Genomic DNA, 18,798 nt, shown 5'->3' with positions numbered 1-18,798 from the left:
TCCTCTGTGCCACCTCTGTGCCTCTGTGTTGAGAGGTCTTTCTCGTCAATCACTCATAACCCATCATGCCAGAATTCGAAAAAAAAATTACTACACGCAGCGAATTGGCTGAGCGTGTGCTCGCGTTGCCGAAACCAGTGGTCATGACGAATGGTGTGTTCGACATCCTGCATCGCGGTCATGTCAGTTATCTGGCGGATGCGCGGGTGCTGGGGGCATCGCTGGTGGTGGCGGTGAATACCGATGCTTCAGTCAAGCGTCTCGGTAAAGGCGATGATCGTCCCGTGAATACTTGTGAAGACCGCATGGCAGTACTGGCCGCGCTGGAAGCGGTCAGCCTGGTGGTCGATTTTGATGAGGATACGGCCTTGCAGGCAGTGCTGGCCGCGCATCCGGATATTTACGTCAAAGGGGGGGACTACGATATGGCGACCATACCCGAAGGCCAGGCCGTGCTGGCGTACGGCGGCCAGGTAGCCGCAATTGAGTTTGAACATGACCGTTCCACCAGCAAATTGCTGGCCAAAGTCAGGTCAGCTGGCTGAGGCTTTTTGCTGTTGCAGCAAGAGTTCAAATTCTTCTGGTGGCAGCGGTTTGGCAAACAGGTAGCCCTGCGCAAAGTCACAGGCAGCCTGTTCCAGCAACTGACTTTGTTGCGTTGTTTCCACACCTTCTGCGACTACCTTCAACCCCAGCTTGTGCGCCATCATGATGATGGCTTCGGACAGGGCGATATCGCTGGAATCCGGTGCCAGATTGCGGATGAAGGACTGGTCTATCTTCAGATAATCAATGTCGAATTTCTTCAGGTAAGACAGGGAAGAATAGCCAGTGCCAAAATCATCCAGCGCCACCTGTATGCCGGCATCGCGGAACTGCAACAGCTTGCTGGTGATTTTATGGCTGGCATCCAGCAGCAAGCCCTCGGTGATTTCCACGATGATGGCCTGGCCCGGCAGATTCTGGTCCGCCAGGTACTGTATCCAGTTCACATAACGTTCCTGATCCCCCTGGAATTCCATCGGTGACTGGTTGACACTGACCTGGAAATCGGGGTGATAGTCCTGACGCCATTGCTTCACCCATTTGACGGATTCACGAAACACCAGATCGCCGATTGCCAGGATCAGGCCACTGGTTTCTGCAATCGGTATGAATTCCATGGGGCTGATGAAACCCAGTTGCGCATGTCGCCAGCGCACCAGTGCCTCGGCTTTCTGTATGCGTCCGGTATGCAGGTCGACGATGGGCTGGAAATACACTTGCAGGTGTTGTTCGGCGATCGCTACCCGCAAATCATTGGTCATGCGCAGGCGTGCCAGTGCGGCGGTCTGCAGGCTGGGCGTGAAATAACTGAAGCGGTTGCGGCCCTGGTCCTTGGCGGCATACATGGCCTGATCGGCATGCTTGATCAGATCATCCAGGTTATCGGCATCTCGCGGATAAAGGGTGATGCCTACGCTGGCCGACAGATAGATTTCTTCGCCGGCAATCTGGAACGGGGTAGACATGGCGCGGATGATATGTTGCGCGATGATCTCGGCCCTGTCCTGTTCCTGCATTTCTGGTAATGATACGGTGAATTCATCTCCGCCCAGGCGAGCGACCGTATCGCTTTCCCTGACGCAATTGCGCAGACGCTGGGCGGCTTCCACCAGCAGGATGTCACCGGTGGAGTGTCCCAGGGTATCGTTGACTTCCTTGAAAAAATCCAGATCGATGAACAGTACCGCCAGCGGCATTTTGTGGCGCTTGCTGAGTTTGATATCGTGATCCAGCCTGTCATAAAACATGCGGCGATTGGGCAGGCCGGTCAGGGTATCGATATTCGCCTGTTGCCAGATCAGGGCTTCGGTCTTTTTCTTTTCCGTGATGTCGAGCACCGTGCCCAGCATGCGCAAGGGCTGGTTTTCCTTGTCCCATTCAACGATGGCCCCGACCGAGAGTATCCAGCCCCAGTCACCATTGGCGGTTTTTTGCCTGAACTCGACACGGTATTCTTTGGACCTGCCTCCGAGGAGGTCGCGAAATGCGCGTTCGGCTGCTGCAAAATCGTCCGGGTGCAGGCGCGCCGCCCAGAGGCTGCTGCTTTCCTGAAAGCTGGCATGGTCATAGCCCAGCATCTTGGCATATTCGACGCTGACGATAGCGTCCCCAGTTTTTAAATTCAGATCGTACAGACCCTGATGGGTTGCCGACAGCGCCATGCGCAGACGTTCTTCACTTTCGCGCAAGGCAACTTCAGCCTGTTTTCTTTCAGAGATATCGGTGTGAGTGCCGACTACCCGGGTAGGCATACCCTCTGCATTTCTTTCAATGACGGTGCCGCGTGTCAATATCCATTTCCAGCTCCCATCCTTGCATTGCACGCGATGTTCATTGATGTAGATAGGGGCCAGTCCATCGAAATGGGCTTGCCGGTCACGCTGCATTTGCAACAGGTCATCGGGGTGGGTGCGGCGGTCCAGTTCTTCCGACAGATCGGCAATATTGTCCTCGCCATAGCCGTAGATTTCTTTCAGACGATCTGACAGGATTTCCACGCCAGTCTGTGGATACCAGTCCCAGACGCCGTCGCCTGCCCCTTCCAGTGCCAGTTGCCAGCGCTCTTCGTGGGCGTGTAATTGTTCTTCGTCGCGCTTGTGCTGGCTGGTATCGACGATCATCGCGTAGCAACCACGTACGTCGCCCCGGCTGTCGAACACCGGAAATATCCGGGCTGCAATATTCCTGCTGCCGCCATGCTGATAAGGCACGGTGGCTTCATATGAAATGCTGTGGCCGCTCAGTGCCTGCTCTATATACGAGCGCACATGTTCAAAGGCTTCCTTGCCAATGACATCGGCGATATGCCGGCCAAGAACTTCCGATTTGGGCAGACCGAACCATTCCATGTACACGGCATTGATGAACTGGTAGCGGTATTCCCTGTCCAGAAAAGAAATACATACTGGCAGGGCATCGATTAAATGCCGCAGTTGCTCAAGATTATCTCCGAATGCTTCGCCGGCAGAATTTTGCACGTTCTGGTCTTGGTTTTCCACGTTGTGTTGTTATCGGGGAATAGGGAAATGCTTTTTGTGTCGTCCAAAAAAAGGACGAAGTACAGGACGTAATACAGAATGTGATCTATGAATCCTAAAGGATTTTCCGGGTAAGCAAGCAAATTTCCATTGTTGATGTGGTAATTTTGATCAACAGACATTCAGCCTGTTGCTGTTTTAGCTACCACCGGCAAAGCCGTTTTGTCGCCATGCTTCATACACCACCACTGCCACGGTGTTGGACAGGTTCAGGCTGCGGTTATCTGGTCGCATGGGCAGACGTATGCGTTGTCCGGCGGGAAAGGATTCCCGCAGTTCTGGTGCCAGGCCGCGGGTTTCCGCGCCAAACACAAAATAGTCGCCCGGCTGGAAAGCCAGGCTGGCAAAGGTTGAAGAACCATGCGTGGTCATGGCGAACATGCGTTGCGCATCTGGTTGTTCCGCCGCCAGGAAGGCGTCCCAGTTCTTATGCACTTTCATGGTGGCGTAGTCGTGGTAATCGAGGCCGGCACGCTTCATCTTGCTATCGTCCAGCGGAAAGCCGAGTGGCTCGATCAGATGCAGTTGCACCCCGGTGTTGGCGCACAAACGTATGATGTTGCCAGTATTTGGCGGGATTTCCGGTTCAACCAGGACGACGTGAAACAAGGCATTTCCTTCATTAAAGATGGGGAGGAGTACGGGCAAATACATAGGTGCTGACTTTGGCTGCGCCGTAACGTTTCAGCATTGTAGCTATTTCATGCATGGTCATGCCAGTGGTCATGACATCATCGATGATGCCGATGTGCAAGTCCTTCACGGCATGCAGTTCATGTTCATCCAGACTGAAGGCTTGCCTGATATTGCGGGCACGGGCATCAATTGGCAGGCTGCTTTGCCGTGCCGTTTCACGGCTGCGATGCAAAAGTCCGGTATGCAGGGGCACGCCCAATTGCCGGGATAAGGGGCGGGCAATTTCCAGCGCCTGGTTGAAACCGCGTTCAGCCAGCCTTTGCGTGCCCAGCGGTACGGCACACAGATAATGAGGCAGTTCAAAAGCCGGTCTACGCAGAATGCTGTCACGCAGCATCAAGGCAAACCACGGAGCAAGTGCTAACTCATGGCCAAATTTGAGTGCCAGTACCAGTTGATCCTGTGGGGCCGCATAGTCGCAGACAGCAACCGTCATGTCAAACGCTGGCGGATTGCGCAGGCAATCACCACAGCGCGGGCTGACAGCGTTGGCCGGCAAGGGCAGGGCACATTGCAGGCAGCGTTCCTGCTGGCGCGCAAAATAGGCATAGCGACAGGCTGCGCATACAGCCATGTCGGTTATGCTGGCCGCTTGCCGGCATAAGGCGCAACTGCCAGGCAGCAGCGCACTGAGACTATTTTTCAGGTGGTGCAACAGGGCACCGGGTAAGCCTTGCATGACTTTATCTGTGATGAGCGGGTAAGCAATCCACCAGGCAAGCGTGTAGACTGCCAGCTTATCGCATCTCCTGTGTTGTTAAAATCATTATTTGCTTATGTTGAGTGCACCCATAGACCTGCAACTGGTTCGTCGCCTGTTTGCAAGACCAGAAAAAATCCGTCCATCCGCCTTCCTTAGGCGTGAAATCGCCAACCGCATGCGGGAAAAGCTGGAACTGGTGAAAATCCAGCCGCAGCACCTGCTTGATGCTGGCTGTGGCGAAACCGATGATGTGGCCGAGTTGCAAAAAAATTATCCCGGTGCGCTTGCCTTTGGTGTCGATGCCTCTTTTGCGATGTTGCAGGCAGGATTGCAAAAACAGCAAGCCGCAATGTCTGCGGTGGGCCGTTTGCTGGCGAAATGGACGCCAGGCGTGTTGCGGCAAGATGCGGCCCAGCAATTATTGTGTGCTGATTTTGCCCGTCTGCCGCTGGCCAATGGCTCCATGGACCTGATCTGGTCCAATCTGGCCCTGCACTGGCATCCGCAACCTGATCTGGTATTTGCTGAATGGCGCCGGGTCTTGCGTACCGAAGGCTTGCTGATGTTTTCCTGTTTTGGCCCGGATACCCTGATCGAGTTGCGCCAGGCCTTCGCTGGTGTTGATGAATTACCGCATACCATCCCTTTTGTCGACATGCATGATTTTGGCGATATGCTGGTGAATGCCGGTTTTTCCACGCCGGTCATGGATATGGAAAAAATAACGCTGACGTATACAGATGTTAATAAACTCTTGCAGGACGTGCGTGCGATTGGCGGCAACCCCTTGATGACACGTCGTCAGGGTTTGTTTGGCCGCACGGCCTACCGCAAGCTGCTGGCGGGTCTGGAAAAGCAGCGCAATGCGCAGGGGCAACTGGAACTGAGTTTTGAAATTGTGTACGGACATGCTTTCCGCCCGGTATCCAGAAAAACGGCAGCAGGCGAAGCCATCATTCGCTTCGATCAGCACAAAAAAGGGCTTTAACTGATGTCAAAGAATAGGTAGAAAGCTGAATTTCCCGGAATAAACCTTTGTGACATTTGCGCCAGATCATGGCTCGCCGCTATGTATTCTGCTTGATATCACCCTGCTTTACGCCTTATACTCTCGCAGTTGTGGAAGTTGCCGGTACGCATTTGTAATTTTTGAATCTGTGTCCCTGGCGCTCTGTTAAAAGAATTCTAATCGGGGTTTGGGGAAATTCATGAAACATGCTAAGCGATTAAAGTCGTTCATGCTGGGTGCTTCGCTGTTGGCGGCTAGTTTGCCGTCTTGGGCGGTGGTGAATGGTCCGGCTGTTGACAGCCAGGGCGGTCCGGCGATTAAGCAGTTAAATCTGCAACCGCCAGTGACACAAATTGCAGAGCAAATCTATTCCATTCATAACCTGATGCTGGTTATCTGTCTGGTGATCTTTGTTGCAGTTTTCGGGGTGATGTTTTACTCCATCCTGAAACATCGCAAATCTGTTGGTCACAAGCCTGCCACTTTCCATGAAAGCACGGCAGTTGAAATTGCATGGACTATCGTTCCATTCATTATCGTTATCGTCATGGCTTTGCCCGCTACCAAAACGGTTGTGGCAATGAAAGACACGTCGAATGCCGACATCACCATTAAAGCCACCGGCATGCAATGGAAATGGGGCTATGACTACCTGAAGGGCGAAGGCGAAGGTATTTCCTTCCTGTCCACACTGTCTACTCCACGCACACAAGTGGGTGCGCCCGGTGTTGAACCGACTGAAAAGCGCGGTGACAACTATCTGCTGGAAGTGGATAACGAAGTTATCGTTCCAATCAATAAAAAAGTCCGCATCATCACTACAGCGAATGACGTGATCCATTCCTGGACTATCCCGGCTTTCGGCGTCAAGCAAGATGCGATCCCCGGTTTTGTGCGTGATACCTGGTTCAAGGCTGAAAAAATCGGTACATACCGCGGCCAATGCGTGGAATTGTGCGGTAAGGAACATGCGTTCATGCCTATCGTGGTTAAAGTGGTTTCTGATGACGACTACAAAAAATGGGTAGACGTCAAGAAGAAAGAAATGGCCGCCAAGGCAGATGATCCAAGCAAAGTCTGGACAATAGACGAGTTGAAACAGCGCGGTGAAAAAGTCTATGCAGCAAACTGCGTGGCTTGCCACCAGGCCACTGGTAAAGGTGTGCCGGGTGCGTTCCCTGCACTGGATGGTTCTGCTGTTGTCACCGGACCAAAAGAAGCGCAGGTAGGTATTGTGCTCAATGGTAAGGCTGGCATGCCCGCCTGGAAGGCAACTTTGTCGGATACTGAAATTGCAGCGGTAATTACTTACACACGCAATAGCTGGTCCAATAAAGCGGAACAAAACATCGTCCAACCGGCTGAAGTTCTGGCTGCGCGTAAGTAATAAACAGGAAGAACAGGAGAAAAGATGAGCACTACTACAGCTGATCACGCTCACGATCACTCTCACGACCACGCGCATGACCATCCTCATGGTTTCCAGCGCTGGTTGTTTGCAACCAACCATAAAGATATCGGTAGCCTGTATCTGTGGTTCGCTTTCACGATGTTGCTGGCCGGCGGTGTCATGGCCCTGGGCATTCGTAGCGAATTGTTCCAGCCTGGCCTGCAACTCATGCAACCGGAGTTCTTCAACCAGTTGACCACCATGCACGGTCTGGTCATGGTGTTCGGCGCGATCATGCCGGCATTCGTTGGCTTTGCCAACTGGATGATCCCGCTGCAAATCGGCGCGTCCGATATGGCGTTTGCCCGCATGAACAACTTCTCGTTCTGGCTGATGCCTCCCGCAGCCCTGTTGTTGCTGGGTTCCTTCTGGGTACCTGGCGGCGCAACTGCTGCTGGCTGGACACTGTATGCACCGTTGTCCACACAGATGGGCCCTGGTATGGACATGGCGATTTTCGCGGTTCACATCATGGGTGCGTCTTCCATCATGGGCTCCATCAACATCATCACGACCATCCTGAACATGCGCGCTCCTGGCATGACACTGATGAAGATGCCGATGTTCTGCTGGACTTGGCTGATTACTGCCTACCTGCTGATCGCTGTTATGCCGGTTCTGGCCGGTGCGATCACCATGACGCTGACTGACCGTCATTTCGGTACATCCTTCTTCAATGCTGCAGGCGGCGGTGATCCTGTCATGTACCAACACATTTTCTGGTTCTTCGGACATCCAGAGGTGTACATCATGATTTTGCCGGCGTTTGGTATTGTTTCCCAGATCGTTCCTGCATTTGCCCGCAAGCCTTTGTTTGGTTATGCATCGATGGTGTATGCAACAGCATCCATCGCGATCCTGTCCTTCATCGTCTGGGCGCATCACATGTTTACAACCGGTATGCCAGTGACGGCCCAGTTGTTCTTCATGTATGCCACCATGCTGATCTCGGTACCTACAGGCGTGAAAGTATTTAACTGGGTAGCGACAATGTGGAAAGGCTCGATGACTTTCGAGACGCCTATGCTGTTTGCTGTCGGCTTTATCTTCGTGTTCACCATGGGTGGCTTCACAGGCCTGATCCTGGCGGTGACACCGATTGATATCCAGTTGCAGGATACTTATTACGTGGTTGCCCACTTCCACTATGTGCTGGTGGCAGGTTCCCTGTTTGCATTGTTTGCCGGTTACTACTACTGGGGTCCAAAATGGACAGGTTTCATGTACAACGAAACTCGCGGCAAAATCCACTTCTGGGGTTCGCTGATTTTGTTCAACGTGACTTTCTTCCCTATGCACTTCCTGGGTCTGGCCGGTATGCCACGTCGTTATGCCGACTACCCTGCGCAATTCACTGATTTCAACCAGGTTGCAACTATTGGTGCATTTGGTTTTGGTCTGATGCAGGTGTACTTCATCCTGGCAGTGGTTATTCCTTCTATCAAAGGTGGCATACCAGCGGCTGCAAAACCATGGGATGGCGCTGAAGGTCTGGAATGGACAGTGCCTAGCCCTGCGCCTTTCCATACATTTGAAGAACCACCAGAATTTAAATAATCGGGTAGCCTTAGGCTTGCCCCGGTCATGCCGGGGCAAGACAAAAAATGAGTAATCAAAAGAAACCGAATAACCTCAGAACCGCAATCATCCTGTTTTCTGTTGCGTTGGTGTTTTTTGCCGGCGTCATCATTAAACAAACCTGGTTACGCTGATAGGATAGTGCATGTTTCAAGATGAACCCGGTGCAGGTGGCAGGCGCAAGCTGAATGCAAAAATGCTGGGCAAGTTGCTGGTGATTGCAGTCTTGATGTTCGGTTTCGGTTATGCGCTGGTGCCTATCTACAAGCAGATTTGTGAATTAACCGGGGTAAATATTCTGACCCCCAAAGATATTTCGGTGAAAGAAATATCCAATTCCCAGATCGACAGAAGTCGTGAAGTCACCATAGAGTTTGATGCGAATACGCAAGGCCCATGGCGTTTTCGCCCTACCGTGGCAAGCATGAAAGTGCATCCCGGTGAGATGACGCAAGTTGTCTATGAAGTAGTCAACAAGCAGGCTTACAAGATGGATGCGCAGGCAATACCAAGCTACGCACCGCAGCAGGCCAGCAGCTACTTCAAGAAAATGGAATGTTTTTGCTTCAAGCAGCAAACGCTGGGGCCGAATGAAGCACGGCAGATGCCGGTGGTGTTTTACATAGATCCGGCCTTGCCCAAGGATGTCAAGACTATCACCCTGTCTTACACCTTCTTTGAAGTCGGTGGTAAATCGCAGGCTGCAGTGGCTGAAGGGCAGGGCAAGTCATGAGTGATCTGAAAGAAGCAAGCAAGCGTAAGGCTTCGTTTTTAGCAACAATGAAAGCCGTATTCTGGTCGTTTTTGGGGATACGCAAGAAAAATGATTATGAACGGGATGCAGCGCAGTTGAATCCTGTTCACGTGATAATTGCCGGTATCATCGGTGCGTTGATTTTTATTGCAACGCTGATCGTGATCGTGAAGCACGTTGTCGCCAAATAACAATTCAAGTAGTACATTAAATTGCATCGGGAGATGGAAATGAGTTCTCAACACGCTAAAGCGCCATATTATTTTGTGCCAGGCCCATCCAAATGGCCTGTGTTCGCTGGCACCACCTTATTGCTGACCATGATAGGTGCTTCGGCCTGGGTTAATGGTCTGGCATGGGGTTCTTACCTGAACCTCGCCGGTATCGCCCTGACACTGGTCGTGTTGTATAACTGGTTTGGTGACGCGATTGCTGAATCCGAAGGCGGCAAATACAGCGCACGTATTGACGTGTCCTTCCGCTGGAGCATGAGCTGGTTCATCTTCTCTGAAGTCATGTTCTTTGCCGCTTTCTTCGGTGCCCTGTTCTATGCGCGCAGCATCAGTATGCCTTGGCTGGCTGATCTGGATCACAAGGTATTGTGGCCTGACTTCGCCGCCAACTGGGGTAACACTGGTCCGGCTGGCACGATCGAAGCCTTTAAGACCATGGGTCCTTTCCCTATCCCTACCATCAATACAGCACTGTTGCTGACATCGGGTGTAACGCTGACGATTTCCCATCATGCGTTGCGTGAAGGTCACCGTGCGAAAACAGCATTCTGGTTGTTTGCTACCGTATTGCTGGGTGCAGTGTTCATGGGCTTCCAGGCTTACGAATACATCCATGCTTACCATGAACTGAACCTGAAACTGACATCCGGTATCTATGGTTCTACATTCTTCATGCTGACCGGTTTCCATGGTTTCCACGTGACCATGGGGGCAATCATGTTGTCCGTGGTACTGTACCGCGTGATGAAGGGTCACTTCACACCTGAGCATCACTTCGCATTCGAAGGCGCCGCCTGGTACTGGCACTTTGTTGACGTGGTCTGGCTCGGTCTGTACGTTGTGGTGTACTGGCTGTAAGCAGGCATCAGCTACCCAGAGTGGCATAAAAAAAGCCGCACAGATAGTGCGGCTTTTTTACATGGCTTTTTTATCTATATTTATCTGTATTTATCTAGATCAAACGCTTTGTTGCCGTGATTGGATCCAGCTCATGGCGCAACAGGGCAGGCAGGTTTACCTGATGCCGGTAGGTTGTATCAGGCCATAATGATTGGCCAGCAATATCAGCAAAAACAGGGTGATGGAAAATCCCACGCGAAATGCCAGCGCTTTAACGGTGCGATTACTTTTTCCCTTGTCCTTCATCAGATATACCAGGGCAGATCCCAGGCTGAAGATGATGAGAAAAAACGCGACGGCGACAAGAATTTTCATACTGAGCTATTGTTCATGCTGGTTAGATTGATGTCCTCATTGTAATACCTTAATACCTGAATGCCTATTTCCTTCCGTTTTCGCCCCATTCCTTTCATTGCCTGCCTGCTGCTGGTCAGCCTGGGTATTGCATTGGCGCAATGGCAGACGCGACGTGCGCAGGAAAAAGAACTGATCGCCACGCAGATGGCAGATCGCCAGCATTTACCCGCCCTGGCATTGACCGCGACGACGCCGGCATCAGAGATACAGGCATTTCGCAAACTGCAGTTACGTGGCCAGTTCATGAATGAATGGCCGGTTTACCTGGATAACCGGCCCTTGCAGGGCAAGGCGGGGCTGTATGTGCTGATGCCCTTCAGGCTGACGGGCAGTAACCGGTATGTGCTGGTAGCACGGGGCTGGCAGCAACGCGATGCGCGTGACCGCACGCATGTGTCGGCTGACCCTGCACCAACAGGTGAGCTGGTACTGGAAGGCATAGTCAGGGATCAGCTGGATCGTGTCATGCAACTTGGCGCACCGGAAACCGTCAAACCTGGCAGTATCGTGCAGAATCTGGAACTGGATGGGATTGTGAAACAGACTGGATGGAATTTCTATCCCTTCATCGTAGAACAAACCTCGTCTGCCGGGGACAAGCTGTCGCGTGACTGGCCTTTACCGTCTGCCGGGGCTGACAAGCACAGGGGCTATGCTTTTCAATGGTGTGCCCTGGCCCTGATGGCTTTTGTATTTTTTGTTGTTACTGGATTTCGCCGTGGAAAAAATGGATAAACAAACTTCGCGTGGTCGCTGGAAATTATTGATGGTGCTGGCAGTCTGTGCCGCCCCCATGATTTTTTCTTACCTGGCTTACTATGTCATCAAACCCAGCGGCCGTACCAATTACGGCAGCATACTGGACCCGCGCAACTATCCCATGCCAAAAATAGCGGGCCGTCCGCTGGGTGCATCTGCGACCGATCCCGTGGTTGGACTGGATGCCTACAAAGGTAAATGGATCATGTTGCAAGTTGATAGTGGTGCCTGTGCCGAAGCATGTCAAAAGAGAATGTATGACATCCGTCAGTTGCGTGTGGCACAAGGCAAGGAAATGGACAGGATAGAACGGGTCTGGCTGATCACTGATGATGTCGCCATCGATACCGCATTAATACGCCAGTTTGATGGTGCGCGTATGCTGAAGGTGGATCCGGCAGTTCTCAAGGCCTGGTTGCCAACAGAAAGCAGCACCCAGATCAGCGATCACATTTATATGATAGATCCAATCGGCAATCTGATGATGCGCTTCCCCAAAGATGCCGATCCGAACAAGATCAAAAAAGATCTCAGCAAATTATTGCGTGCTTCAGCGATAGGGTGATGTATGTGGTTGCAACTTGCACTGACAGCTTTGATAGTGGCGGTGATACCGCTGACCATGGTTGTTCTTTCGAAAGAAAAAAGTAAATACCGCAAACTGATCGCCGTCACCGTGACGCTGACGTTTGAACTGATCATGTTTGGTGCCTTCACGCGCCTGACCGATTCTGGTCTTGGCTGTCCGGATTGGCCGGGTTGCTATGGCCAGGCTAATCCCCTGCAATCACATGCAGCTATCAAGGCTGCAGAAATTGCCATGCCCACCGGTCCGGTGACTTTGCAAAAAGCCTGGATAGAAATGGTTCATCGCTATCTGGCCATGAGCGTCGGTGTGCTGATCGTGGTGCAAATGGCAATTGCGTGGGCGCGCAGGCGACAATTGAACACTGCACCCTGGTTATCCACTTTCCTGCTTTTCTTCGTTTGCCTGCAAGGTGCATTTGGTGCCTGGACGGTCACACTGAAGCTGCAACCCGTCATAGTGACCACTCACTTGATCCTCGGCATGGGTTTGTTGGCCCTTTTGAGTGCCAGTCTGGAACAGCAGAGCCATCAGGGGGATGCGCTGCGCCAGGCAGATGCCCGTCGCCTGCTGTGGCCTGCCAGCCTGGCCTTGCTGCTGGTCTTCATGCAAATTGCCCTTGGTGGCTGGGTGAGTACCAACTATGCTGCTTTGGCTTGCCATGACTATCCTTTATGTAATGGCAAGGTCATGCCTGCGATGGATTTCGAACATGGCTTCAGCCTGTGGCGACAACTGGGGCAGACCGTAAATGGTGATTTCCTGCCTTTCAGCGCCCTGGTGGCGATACAATGGGTACATCGTAATTTCGCCTTGCTGGTGGTGGCCGTCTGCCTGTGGGCAGGCTGGAAAACCCGTCAGACTCCTGGCCTGGAAAGCCTGGGCAGGAATATCCTGCTGGCGATTGTTGCCCAGTTTGTGATTGGTGTATCCACCGTCTTTTTTTCCTGGCCTTTGTTACTGGCGGTTTTGCACAATGGTGGCGCAGCGACTCTTGTGCTGTTGCTGACCATGTTAAACTACCGCATAAGGCATGTGAGCCTTGCCGCTGCCAAAGATAGATTATGACCACTTTAAGTTTGCCCTCCAACCGTTTTGCCCAGTACTGGGCTTTAACCAAGCCCCGTGTCACCCAGTTAGCCGTGTTCTGTGCGGTGATAGGCATGTTCCTGGCGACGCCGGATTTGCCTGACTGGCGTATCGTCGTTGCTGCCACGGTCGGTATCTGGCTGCTGGCTGGCGCTGCCTTTGCGGTTAATTGCCTGGTGGAAAAAGAAATTGACTCGCGCATGGCAAGAACTGCGCGCCGTGCCACAGCCCAGGGTGAAATCAGCGTTCTTCAGACACTGGTGTTTTCTGGTGTCATAGGCGGCATGGGTATGTGGATACTCTACACCATGGTTAATCCGCTCACGATGTGGCTGACCTTCGTCACCTTTGTCGGCTATGCCGTGGTCTACACCATTATCCTGAAACCGGCGACACCCCAAAATATCGTCATCGGTGGTTTGTCTGGTGCCATGCCACCGGCGCTCGGCTGGGCTGCCGTGGCCAATGACGTACCCATGCAGGCCTGGTTACTGGTACTGATCATTTTTGTCTGGACGCCGCCGCATTTTTGGGCGCTGGCCATGTATCGCCGTGACGATTATGCCCGCTCCGGCTTGCCGATGCTGCCTATCACCCATGGTCTGGAATTTACCCGTTTCCATATCTGGCTGTACACCATCGCCCTGTTTGCGACCACCATGCTGCCCTATGCAGTACACATGAGCGGCCTGATTTACCTGATCAGCGCGGTGATACTGGGGGCCATATTCCTTTGGTACGCATGGCGCATCTACAAGCACTATGATGATGCGCTGGCACGCAAGACCTTTGCTTTTTCCATCATTTACCTGTCCCTGCTGTTTGCGGCCCTGTTGATTGACCACTATATCAAGCTATGATGATATCCAATCTGTTCAAAGCTTTGACGGCTGCCCTGCTTGCGGTGTCGCTGCTGGCCTGCCAGAAACCGGCAGAAAAGTTCGTGAATACCGACCTGACTGGCCTCGATTACGCGAAAGACTTTGCCCTGACCGACCACAATGGCAAGCCGCGCACGCTGGCTGATTTTCGTGGCAAGGCAGTGGTGATTTTCTTCGGTTACACCCAGTGCCCGGATGTCTGCCCGACCACCATGGTGGAAATGGCGAATGTCATGAAATCCCTGGGGCCGCTGGCGCAAAAGGTACAGGTTCTGTTCGTGACAATAGATCCGGAACGGGATACTCAGGCCCTGCTGGCCAACTATGTACCAAATTTTGATCCCAGCTTCCTCGGTTTGTATGGCGATGCTGCTGCTACCGCCAAAGTTGCCAAGGAATTCAAGGTGTTTTATCAAAAGGCTGCAGGCAAAACGCCTGACAGCTACACTATGGACCATACGGCAGGCAGCTACGTATTTGATCCCGAAGGCCGTATCCGCCTGTTCCTGCGGCATGGACAGGGGCCAGAACCGATTGCCCATGATTTGAAGATGCTGCTGCAGTAATCTCACAGAAAGCGAGAAAGAGAAATCAGGCAGTAAAAGTAAAAAAGGCACTCAATGATGAGTGCCTTTTTCATGCAGTGCCGTGGTTTCAGGAAGTGAAACTGGCGAGGCTGCCTTTCATTTTCTTCAATGCCGCACTTTCGATCTGGCGTATGCGTTCGGCAGATACACCGTATTCATCGGCCAGTTCATGCAGGGTAGCACCGGTACCATCATCATTTTTCAACCAGCGTGCTTCGATGATGTGACGTGAACGTGCATCCAGCTTGGACAGCGCTGATTCCAGACCTTCGCTTTGCAGGCGATCGTACTGGCGTGTTTCCAGTACACGGGTAGGCTCATCGGATTCTGTCTTCAGATAAGCGATGGGAGCGAATTTCTCATCGTCATCATCCGTCGGTGCATCCAGCGCAATATCATGGCCGGACAAACGCATTTCCATCTCGATGACTTCTTCGCGTTTGACATCCAACGTTGATGCCAGGGCATCAATCTGCTTCGGTGTCATCGCGTCCAGGCCTTCTTTATGGCTGCGCAGGTTAAAGAACAACTTGCGCTGTGCTTTGGTTGTTGCAACTTTGACCAGGCGCCAGTTTTTCAGGATGTACTCATGCATCTCTGCCTTGATCCAGTGCATGGCATAGGACACCAGACGTACGCCCTGGTCAGGATCGAAACGCTTGACGGCTTTCATCAGGCCGATATTGCCTTCCTGGATCAGGTCTGCGTGTGGCAGGCCATAACCCAGGTAGCCGCGTGCAATCGAGACAACCAGGCGCAGATGCGACATAACCAGTTGTTGCGCTGCTGCGAGATCATTGTCGTTACGCAATTTTTTTGCATAATCAATCTCTTCCTGATGCGTGAGCATAGGCAGGCGATTGACTGCCGAGATATAGGCATCAATATTTCCCAGCGTGCCGCTAAAGCCAAGGGCCAGTGCGGTGCTGTCAGAAGCAGGGATTAATTGTGTTGTAGTTGTTGCCATTTTTCCTCCTCATTGCTGCCATCCTGAGTATGAATTACCCGATCTGGCACGTTCAAGTTCCTATATTAGCACTCTCTTGAGAAGAGTGCTAATACTGTGATTCTATGAATTCCATCAAAAAAATCTATCGAAAAACTTGTATTAATATGAAGTACTTATATAGCTTAGATGGCTGCCAGCTCTGAAAGTTGCAATCATTGAGGTAAATTTTAACTTTACAACATGGTCTGGATGTAATGCACAGGCTATGTTGACCTGTGGATTCAATTTGCCCGTGCCAGTTGTCTTCTGACCGACAGCCATACCCCGACCAGGCCCAGCACCATGCTGACAGCCAGCAATAACAGACTGGGCAGCAGACCCAGTGGTTGCAGATGGAACTCGGATGCATACAGTTTGGCAAATTCTGCAATCGCCCGGTTCAAGGGCTGCAGGGATGCTGCGATCAAGCCCAAAGCGGCGCCACCGGCCAGCAAACCGAGCAGGGCACCAGTATAGTAGTACGGCTTGTGGATAAAGCTATTGGTCGCCCCAAGCAGGCGGGTCACGGCAATTTCTGACTGGTGAGAGATCACTTGCAGCCGGGTGGCATTGAACACCACCACCACTACCACCACAGAAAGCGTTGCCGCCAGGAACAATAAGCCCAGTTGCATGATCTGTACCAGTGCCGCCAGCCGTTTGACCCAGGCCGAATCCAGTTGCACGATATCGACATCAGGCATTTGCCTGATTTCTTCCACCAGCATATCAAGCTTGCCGGCATCATTGTTCGACAGCGACAGGATATAGGCATCCGGCAAAGGGTTGCCACCCAGCGTGGACAGCACTTCGGCCAGATTGGATGATTGCTCCAGACTGGCCAGGGCCTTGTCCTTGGGGATGAAGTTCAGGCTGGCTGTAATATTTTTTTCTTTGAGCAACTTTTTGATCGGTATCGACAAGGCAGTTGCAGTTGGCCGTGGCGTATCCGGGCTGACAAAGATACTGATTTCCGGTTCTATCGACAATTGTGACGAGATGGGGCGGATATTTTCTATCAGCGTCAGGCCAGCGATGGGCAATGCCAGCGCAATGGCAACCACCAGCACATTAAACAGGAAATTACCGGGGCTGCCGCGTAAATGGGTCAGGGCACTTTTTAAGGCAAACAAATGCTGGCGAAACCAGATGGTCATGAATTCTTCCTCTGCGGGCAGCTAATGTAGGGTAGGTGGATCAGGCAGCGAGCGATGATTTCCAGGTATTCACGACCTGGCCCTGGCTCAGGTAAATTACGCGGCTGGCCTGGTCAAGAAACTGTTCGTCATGGCTGGAAATAATGCAGGTCACGCCTGCACTCTGGAAAGCCTTGAGCGCACCCAGTACCTTGTTGGCATTTTCGCGGTCCAGAAAGGCGCTCGGTTCGTCTGCCAGTATGATCTGGGGACGATTCACGATGGCGCGGGCAATCGCCACCCTTTGCTGTTCACCGCCAGACAATGCCATGGGCAAGCTGGCTGCCTTGTCCGGCAAGCCGACTTTTTCCAGGGCGATGCGGGCACGCTGCTCTGCTTCCGTGGATGAGGCACCAGTGACAACCAGGGGCAGCATTACATTCGACAGGACGCTACGGTCATTCAATAATTTCTGGTCTTGCAGTATCAGGCCCAGCTTGCGGCGCAGATAGGGCAGGCTGCTGGTTTTCAGCTTGCTGATGTCCTGGCCGTTGACGCTAACACGGCCGCTGCTGGGTTTTTCTATGCCCGCGATCATTTTCAACAGAGTGGATTTGCCAGCACCGGAAGGGCCTGCCAGAAAAATCAGTTCACCATCGGCAATCGACAGCGACACATCTTTCAATGCATAGGCATCTTGTGAATATTGTTTGCTGACGTGTTCAAAGACTATCATGGTCGGCCAATTCAGAGTGAATGAGAGAAATGGAAGTGAGCATTCAAATTCTGTTTTAGTATTACAACAGCGCTGACGCAACTTGTAATGTCTGACGTGTTAATGCCATCTCAAGCGCGTGCGTCTGACCCGCATCAATTCAGCAGGGCGTCCACAAATTCCTGCGCATTGAAGGGTTGCAAATCTTCGATCTGTTCACCTATACCAATGAAATACACAGGTACCGGGCGGTTTTTGGCAATCGCAGCCAATACGCCGCCTTTGGCCGTGCCGTCCAGTTTGGTAATCACCAGGCCGGTGAGTTGCAATGCATCGTCAAAAGCCTTGACCTGTGCCAGGGCATTTTGGCCCGTATTGCCATCGATGATCAGCAAGACTTCTTGCGGTGCACCGTCCATGCCCTTGCCTATCACGCGCTTGATTTTCTTTAACTCTTCCATCAGGTGCAGCTGGGTAGGCAGGCGTCCGGCGGTATCAACCATCACCACATCCGTACCGCGTGCACGGGCCGAAGCAACAGCATCAAATGCTACCGCTGCCGGGTCACCGGATTCTTGCGAGATGACGGTGACATTATTGCGTTCACCCCAGATCGTCAGTTGTTCACGCGCTGCCGCACGGAAGGTGTCGCCTGCTGCCAGCAATACCGATTGCTGATGGCTTTGCATATGCTTGGCCAGTTTGCCTATGGTGGTAGTCTTGCCGGCACCGTTGACGCCGGTAATCATCATCACCATTGGCTGATAGCGCCCTAGCTCCAGCGGTTTTTGCAAAGGCGTCAGCAAGTCCAGCAGCAACACTTTCAAGGCAGATTTGACTTGTTCGGCTTCGGTCAGTTTTTCTTCCTTGACCTTTTTCTTCAGCCCATCCAGCAGGAATTGTGTGGCTTCAACTCCGGCATCGGCGGTCAGCAAGGCGGCTTCCAGCTCTTCATACAAATCATCATCAATGCGAGCGCCGATGAAGAGGGTGGTAAGATTCGTGGATGTCTTGGCCAGACCTGCTTTCAGGCGGCTCAGCCATGAGCGTTTTGGCTCCGCCTGGGCGACTTCGGCAATGATTGGTGTGCTTGCTGTCACCACTGTGGCAGCAGATGTGGCAGGTGCAGCAAGCGCGTCTGCCGTTGTGGCGACAGGTGCCTCAATAGTGGTAGCGGCAGGCGCAATACCAGGTATGACAGCAGGCGCTTCTTCTTTGGGCTTCTTTTTAAAAAAACTAAACATCGGGAGTGATTTACCGGAATGCGGATGGCCAGAATGCCCATCCTGATATG

The 18,798-nt window shown here is 52.4% G+C and carries 21 protein-coding genes; 13 read left to right on the top strand and 8 right to left on the bottom strand.

Annotation, left to right across the window (positions count from 1 at the left end; genetic code table 11):
* Positions 1 to 65 precede the first annotated feature (65 nt).
* A complete protein-coding gene (rfaE2, locus tag H8L32_RS13625) occupies positions 66 to 545 on the top strand; it encodes a D-glycero-beta-D-manno-heptose 1-phosphate adenylyltransferase (protein ID WP_186947782.1) in 480 nt (159 codons plus the stop codon).
* Here rfaE2 and H8L32_RS13620 read toward each other — a convergent pair.
* The 3 genes from H8L32_RS13620 to H8L32_RS13610 all read right to left on the bottom strand — a co-directional run bounded on the left by H8L32_RS13620 (position 534) and on the right by H8L32_RS13610 (position 4,458).
* The gene (locus H8L32_RS13620) at positions 534 to 3,044 is read right to left on the bottom strand and encodes a sensor domain-containing protein (RefSeq protein ID WP_186947781.1); all 2,511 of its coding nucleotides are present in this window, start codon (positions 3,042 to 3,044) and stop codon (positions 534 to 536) included. The genes rfaE2 and H8L32_RS13620 overlap by 12 nt on opposite strands.
* 177 nt (positions 3,045 to 3,221) lie before the next feature.
* On the bottom strand, positions 3,222 to 3,692 hold the full coding sequence (gene trmL / locus H8L32_RS13615; RefSeq protein ID WP_186947780.1) for a tRNA (uridine(34)/cytosine(34)/5-carboxymethylaminomethyluridine(34)-2'-O)-methyltransferase TrmL: 471 nt from the start codon (positions 3,690 to 3,692) through the stop codon (positions 3,222 to 3,224).
* Between the two features lie 13 nt (positions 3,693 to 3,705).
* Complete coding sequence (locus H8L32_RS13610) at positions 3,706 to 4,458, bottom strand: ComF family protein (protein ID WP_186947779.1); 753 nt, start codon at positions 4,456 to 4,458, stop codon at positions 3,706 to 3,708.
* Between the two features lie 97 nt (positions 4,459 to 4,555).
* Between H8L32_RS13610 and H8L32_RS13605 the strand changes: the two genes are divergently transcribed.
* The 7 genes from H8L32_RS13605 (at position 4,556) to H8L32_RS13580 (ending at position 10,364) form a co-directional block, all read left to right on the top strand.
* Complete coding sequence (locus tag H8L32_RS13605; RefSeq protein ID WP_186947778.1) at positions 4,556 to 5,470, top strand: methyltransferase domain-containing protein; 915 nt, start codon at positions 4,556 to 4,558, stop codon at positions 5,468 to 5,470.
* A 220-nt stretch (positions 5,471 to 5,690) separates the two neighbouring features.
* Positions 5,691 to 6,878, top strand: a complete 1,188-nt coding sequence (gene coxB / locus H8L32_RS13600; RefSeq protein WP_186947777.1) for a cytochrome c oxidase subunit II — start codon at positions 5,691 to 5,693, stop codon at positions 6,876 to 6,878.
* A 24-nt stretch (positions 6,879 to 6,902) separates the two neighbouring features.
* On the top strand, positions 6,903 to 8,498 hold the full coding sequence (gene ctaD / locus H8L32_RS13595) for a cytochrome c oxidase subunit I (protein ID WP_186947776.1): 1,596 nt from the start codon (positions 6,903 to 6,905) through the stop codon (positions 8,496 to 8,498).
* Between the two features lie 47 nt (positions 8,499 to 8,545).
* On the top strand, positions 8,546 to 8,653 hold the full coding sequence (locus H8L32_RS27575) for a cytochrome oxidase small assembly protein (protein WP_222619350.1): 108 nt from the start codon (positions 8,546 to 8,548) through the stop codon (positions 8,651 to 8,653).
* 11 nt (positions 8,654 to 8,664) lie between these two features.
* Positions 8,665 to 9,252, top strand: coding sequence for a cytochrome c oxidase assembly protein (locus H8L32_RS13590; RefSeq protein ID WP_186947775.1), 588 nt, complete (start codon positions 8,665 to 8,667; stop codon positions 9,250 to 9,252).
* Positions 9,249 to 9,464: a DUF2970 domain-containing protein gene (locus H8L32_RS13585; RefSeq protein WP_186947774.1), complete on the top strand. Its 216-nt coding sequence runs from the start codon at positions 9,249 to 9,251 to the stop codon at positions 9,462 to 9,464. Before H8L32_RS13590 ends, H8L32_RS13585 begins: the two co-directional genes overlap by 4 nt.
* A gap of 39 nt (positions 9,465 to 9,503) precedes the next feature.
* Positions 9,504 to 10,364 carry a cytochrome c oxidase subunit 3 gene (locus tag H8L32_RS13580; RefSeq protein ID WP_186947773.1) on the top strand — a complete coding sequence of 287 codons (861 nt, stop codon included), beginning with the start codon at positions 9,504 to 9,506 and terminating at the stop codon, positions 10,362 to 10,364.
* Between the two features lie 156 nt (positions 10,365 to 10,520).
* On the opposite strand, the gene H8L32_RS13575 is transcribed toward H8L32_RS13580, so the two are convergent.
* Entirely contained in the window at positions 10,521 to 10,721 is a 201-nt protein-coding gene (locus H8L32_RS13575) for a twin transmembrane helix small protein (RefSeq protein WP_186947772.1), read from the bottom strand.
* A gap of 60 nt (positions 10,722 to 10,781) precedes the next feature.
* Here H8L32_RS13575 and H8L32_RS13570 point away from each other — a divergent pair, with 60 nt between their 5' ends.
* The 5 genes from H8L32_RS13570 to H8L32_RS13550 are packed head-to-tail and all read left to right on the top strand — an operon-like array spanning position 10,782 to position 14,644.
* Complete coding sequence (locus tag H8L32_RS13570) at positions 10,782 to 11,498, top strand: SURF1 family protein (protein WP_186947771.1); 717 nt, start codon at positions 10,782 to 10,784, stop codon at positions 11,496 to 11,498.
* Positions 11,491 to 12,087 (top strand): SCO family protein, encoded by a 597-nt coding sequence (locus tag H8L32_RS13565; protein ID WP_186947770.1) that lies wholly within the window; start codon positions 11,491 to 11,493, stop codon positions 12,085 to 12,087. The genes H8L32_RS13570 and H8L32_RS13565 overlap by 8 nt, the downstream gene beginning before the upstream one ends.
* Before the next feature lie 3 nt (positions 12,088 to 12,090).
* A complete protein-coding gene (locus H8L32_RS13560) occupies positions 12,091 to 13,176 on the top strand; it encodes a COX15/CtaA family protein (RefSeq protein ID WP_186947769.1) in 1,086 nt (361 codons plus the stop codon).
* Positions 13,173 to 14,057: a heme o synthase gene (gene cyoE, locus H8L32_RS13555; protein WP_186947768.1), complete on the top strand. Its 885-nt coding sequence runs from the start codon at positions 13,173 to 13,175 to the stop codon at positions 14,055 to 14,057. The genes H8L32_RS13560 and cyoE overlap by 4 nt, the downstream gene beginning before the upstream one ends.
* The gene (locus H8L32_RS13550) at positions 14,057 to 14,644 is read left to right on the top strand and encodes an SCO family protein (protein ID WP_186947942.1); all 588 of its coding nucleotides are present in this window, start codon (positions 14,057 to 14,059) and stop codon (positions 14,642 to 14,644) included. The genes cyoE and H8L32_RS13550 overlap by 1 nt, the downstream gene beginning before the upstream one ends.
* Positions 14,645 to 14,732: 88 nt before the next feature.
* Here the strand turns inward: H8L32_RS13550 and rpoH are convergent, their stop codons facing one another.
* From rpoH to ftsY, 4 genes are all read right to left on the bottom strand, one after another.
* Positions 14,733 to 15,632 (bottom strand): RNA polymerase sigma factor RpoH, encoded by a 900-nt coding sequence (gene rpoH, locus H8L32_RS13545; protein ID WP_186947767.1) that lies wholly within the window; start codon positions 15,630 to 15,632, stop codon positions 14,733 to 14,735.
* Between the two features lie 263 nt (positions 15,633 to 15,895).
* On the bottom strand, positions 15,896 to 16,810 hold the full coding sequence (locus H8L32_RS13540) for a cell division protein FtsX (RefSeq protein WP_186947766.1): 915 nt from the start codon (positions 16,808 to 16,810) through the stop codon (positions 15,896 to 15,898).
* Between the two features lie 40 nt (positions 16,811 to 16,850).
* Positions 16,851 to 17,525, bottom strand: a complete 675-nt coding sequence (locus H8L32_RS13535; RefSeq protein ID WP_186947765.1) for a cell division ATP-binding protein FtsE — start codon at positions 17,523 to 17,525, stop codon at positions 16,851 to 16,853.
* Positions 17,526 to 17,659: 134 nt separating this feature from the next.
* Positions 17,660 to 18,748, bottom strand: a complete 1,089-nt coding sequence (gene ftsY / locus H8L32_RS13530; RefSeq protein WP_186947764.1) for a signal recognition particle-docking protein FtsY — start codon at positions 18,746 to 18,748, stop codon at positions 17,660 to 17,662.
* Positions 18,749 to 18,798 lie beyond the last annotated feature (50 nt).

Source organism: Undibacterium hunanense (genome assembly GCF_014284335.1).
Taxonomy (GTDB): Bacteria; Pseudomonadota; Gammaproteobacteria; order Burkholderiales; family Burkholderiaceae_D; genus Undibacterium; species Undibacterium hunanense.
This window is presented reverse-complemented; position numbering and strand designations above follow the sequence as displayed.

What these genes read in the sequence shown, in the direction of transcription:
- rfaE2 (WP_186947782.1), top strand. Translation starts at nt 66, where the DNA reads ATGCCAGAATTCGAAAAAAAAATTACTACACGCAGCGAATTGGCTGAG.
- H8L32_RS13610 (WP_186947779.1), bottom strand. Translation starts at nt 4,458, where the DNA reads ATGCAAGGCTTACCCGGTGCCCTGTTGCACCACCTGAAAAATAGTCTC.
- H8L32_RS13605 (WP_186947778.1), top strand. Translation starts at nt 4,556, where the DNA reads ATGTTGAGTGCACCCATAGACCTGCAACTGGTTCGTCGCCTGTTTGCA.
- coxB (WP_186947777.1), top strand. Translation starts at nt 5,691, where the DNA reads ATGAAACATGCTAAGCGATTAAAGTCGTTCATGCTGGGTGCTTCGCTG.
- ctaD (WP_186947776.1), top strand. Translation starts at nt 6,903, where the DNA reads ATGAGCACTACTACAGCTGATCACGCTCACGATCACTCTCACGACCAC.
- H8L32_RS27575 (WP_222619350.1), top strand. Translation starts at nt 8,546, where the DNA reads ATGAGTAATCAAAAGAAACCGAATAACCTCAGAACCGCAATCATCCTG.
- H8L32_RS13590 (WP_186947775.1), top strand. Translation starts at nt 8,665, where the DNA reads ATGTTTCAAGATGAACCCGGTGCAGGTGGCAGGCGCAAGCTGAATGCA.
- H8L32_RS13585 (WP_186947774.1), top strand. Translation starts at nt 9,249, where the DNA reads ATGAGTGATCTGAAAGAAGCAAGCAAGCGTAAGGCTTCGTTTTTAGCA.
- H8L32_RS13580 (WP_186947773.1), top strand. Translation starts at nt 9,504, where the DNA reads ATGAGTTCTCAACACGCTAAAGCGCCATATTATTTTGTGCCAGGCCCA.
- H8L32_RS13575 (WP_186947772.1), bottom strand. Translation starts at nt 10,721, where the DNA reads ATGAAAATTCTTGTCGCCGTCGCGTTTTTTCTCATCATCTTCAGCCTG.
- H8L32_RS13570 (WP_186947771.1), top strand. Translation starts at nt 10,782, where the DNA reads ATGCCTATTTCCTTCCGTTTTCGCCCCATTCCTTTCATTGCCTGCCTG.
- H8L32_RS13565 (WP_186947770.1), top strand. Translation starts at nt 11,491, where the DNA reads ATGGATAAACAAACTTCGCGTGGTCGCTGGAAATTATTGATGGTGCTG.
- H8L32_RS13560 (WP_186947769.1), top strand. Translation starts at nt 12,091, where the DNA reads ATGTGGTTGCAACTTGCACTGACAGCTTTGATAGTGGCGGTGATACCG.
- cyoE (WP_186947768.1), top strand. Translation starts at nt 13,173, where the DNA reads ATGACCACTTTAAGTTTGCCCTCCAACCGTTTTGCCCAGTACTGGGCT.
- H8L32_RS13550 (WP_186947942.1), top strand. Translation starts at nt 14,057, where the DNA reads ATGATATCCAATCTGTTCAAAGCTTTGACGGCTGCCCTGCTTGCGGTG.
- rpoH (WP_186947767.1), bottom strand. Translation starts at nt 15,632, where the DNA reads ATGGCAACAACTACAACACAATTAATCCCTGCTTCTGACAGCACCGCA.
- H8L32_RS13540 (WP_186947766.1), bottom strand. Translation starts at nt 16,810, where the DNA reads ATGACCATCTGGTTTCGCCAGCATTTGTTTGCCTTAAAAAGTGCCCTG.
- H8L32_RS13535 (WP_186947765.1), bottom strand. Translation starts at nt 17,525, where the DNA reads ATGATAGTCTTTGAACACGTCAGCAAACAATATTCACAAGATGCCTAT.
- ftsY (WP_186947764.1), bottom strand. Translation starts at nt 18,748, where the DNA reads ATGTTTAGTTTTTTTAAAAAGAAGCCCAAAGAAGAAGCGCCTGCTGTC.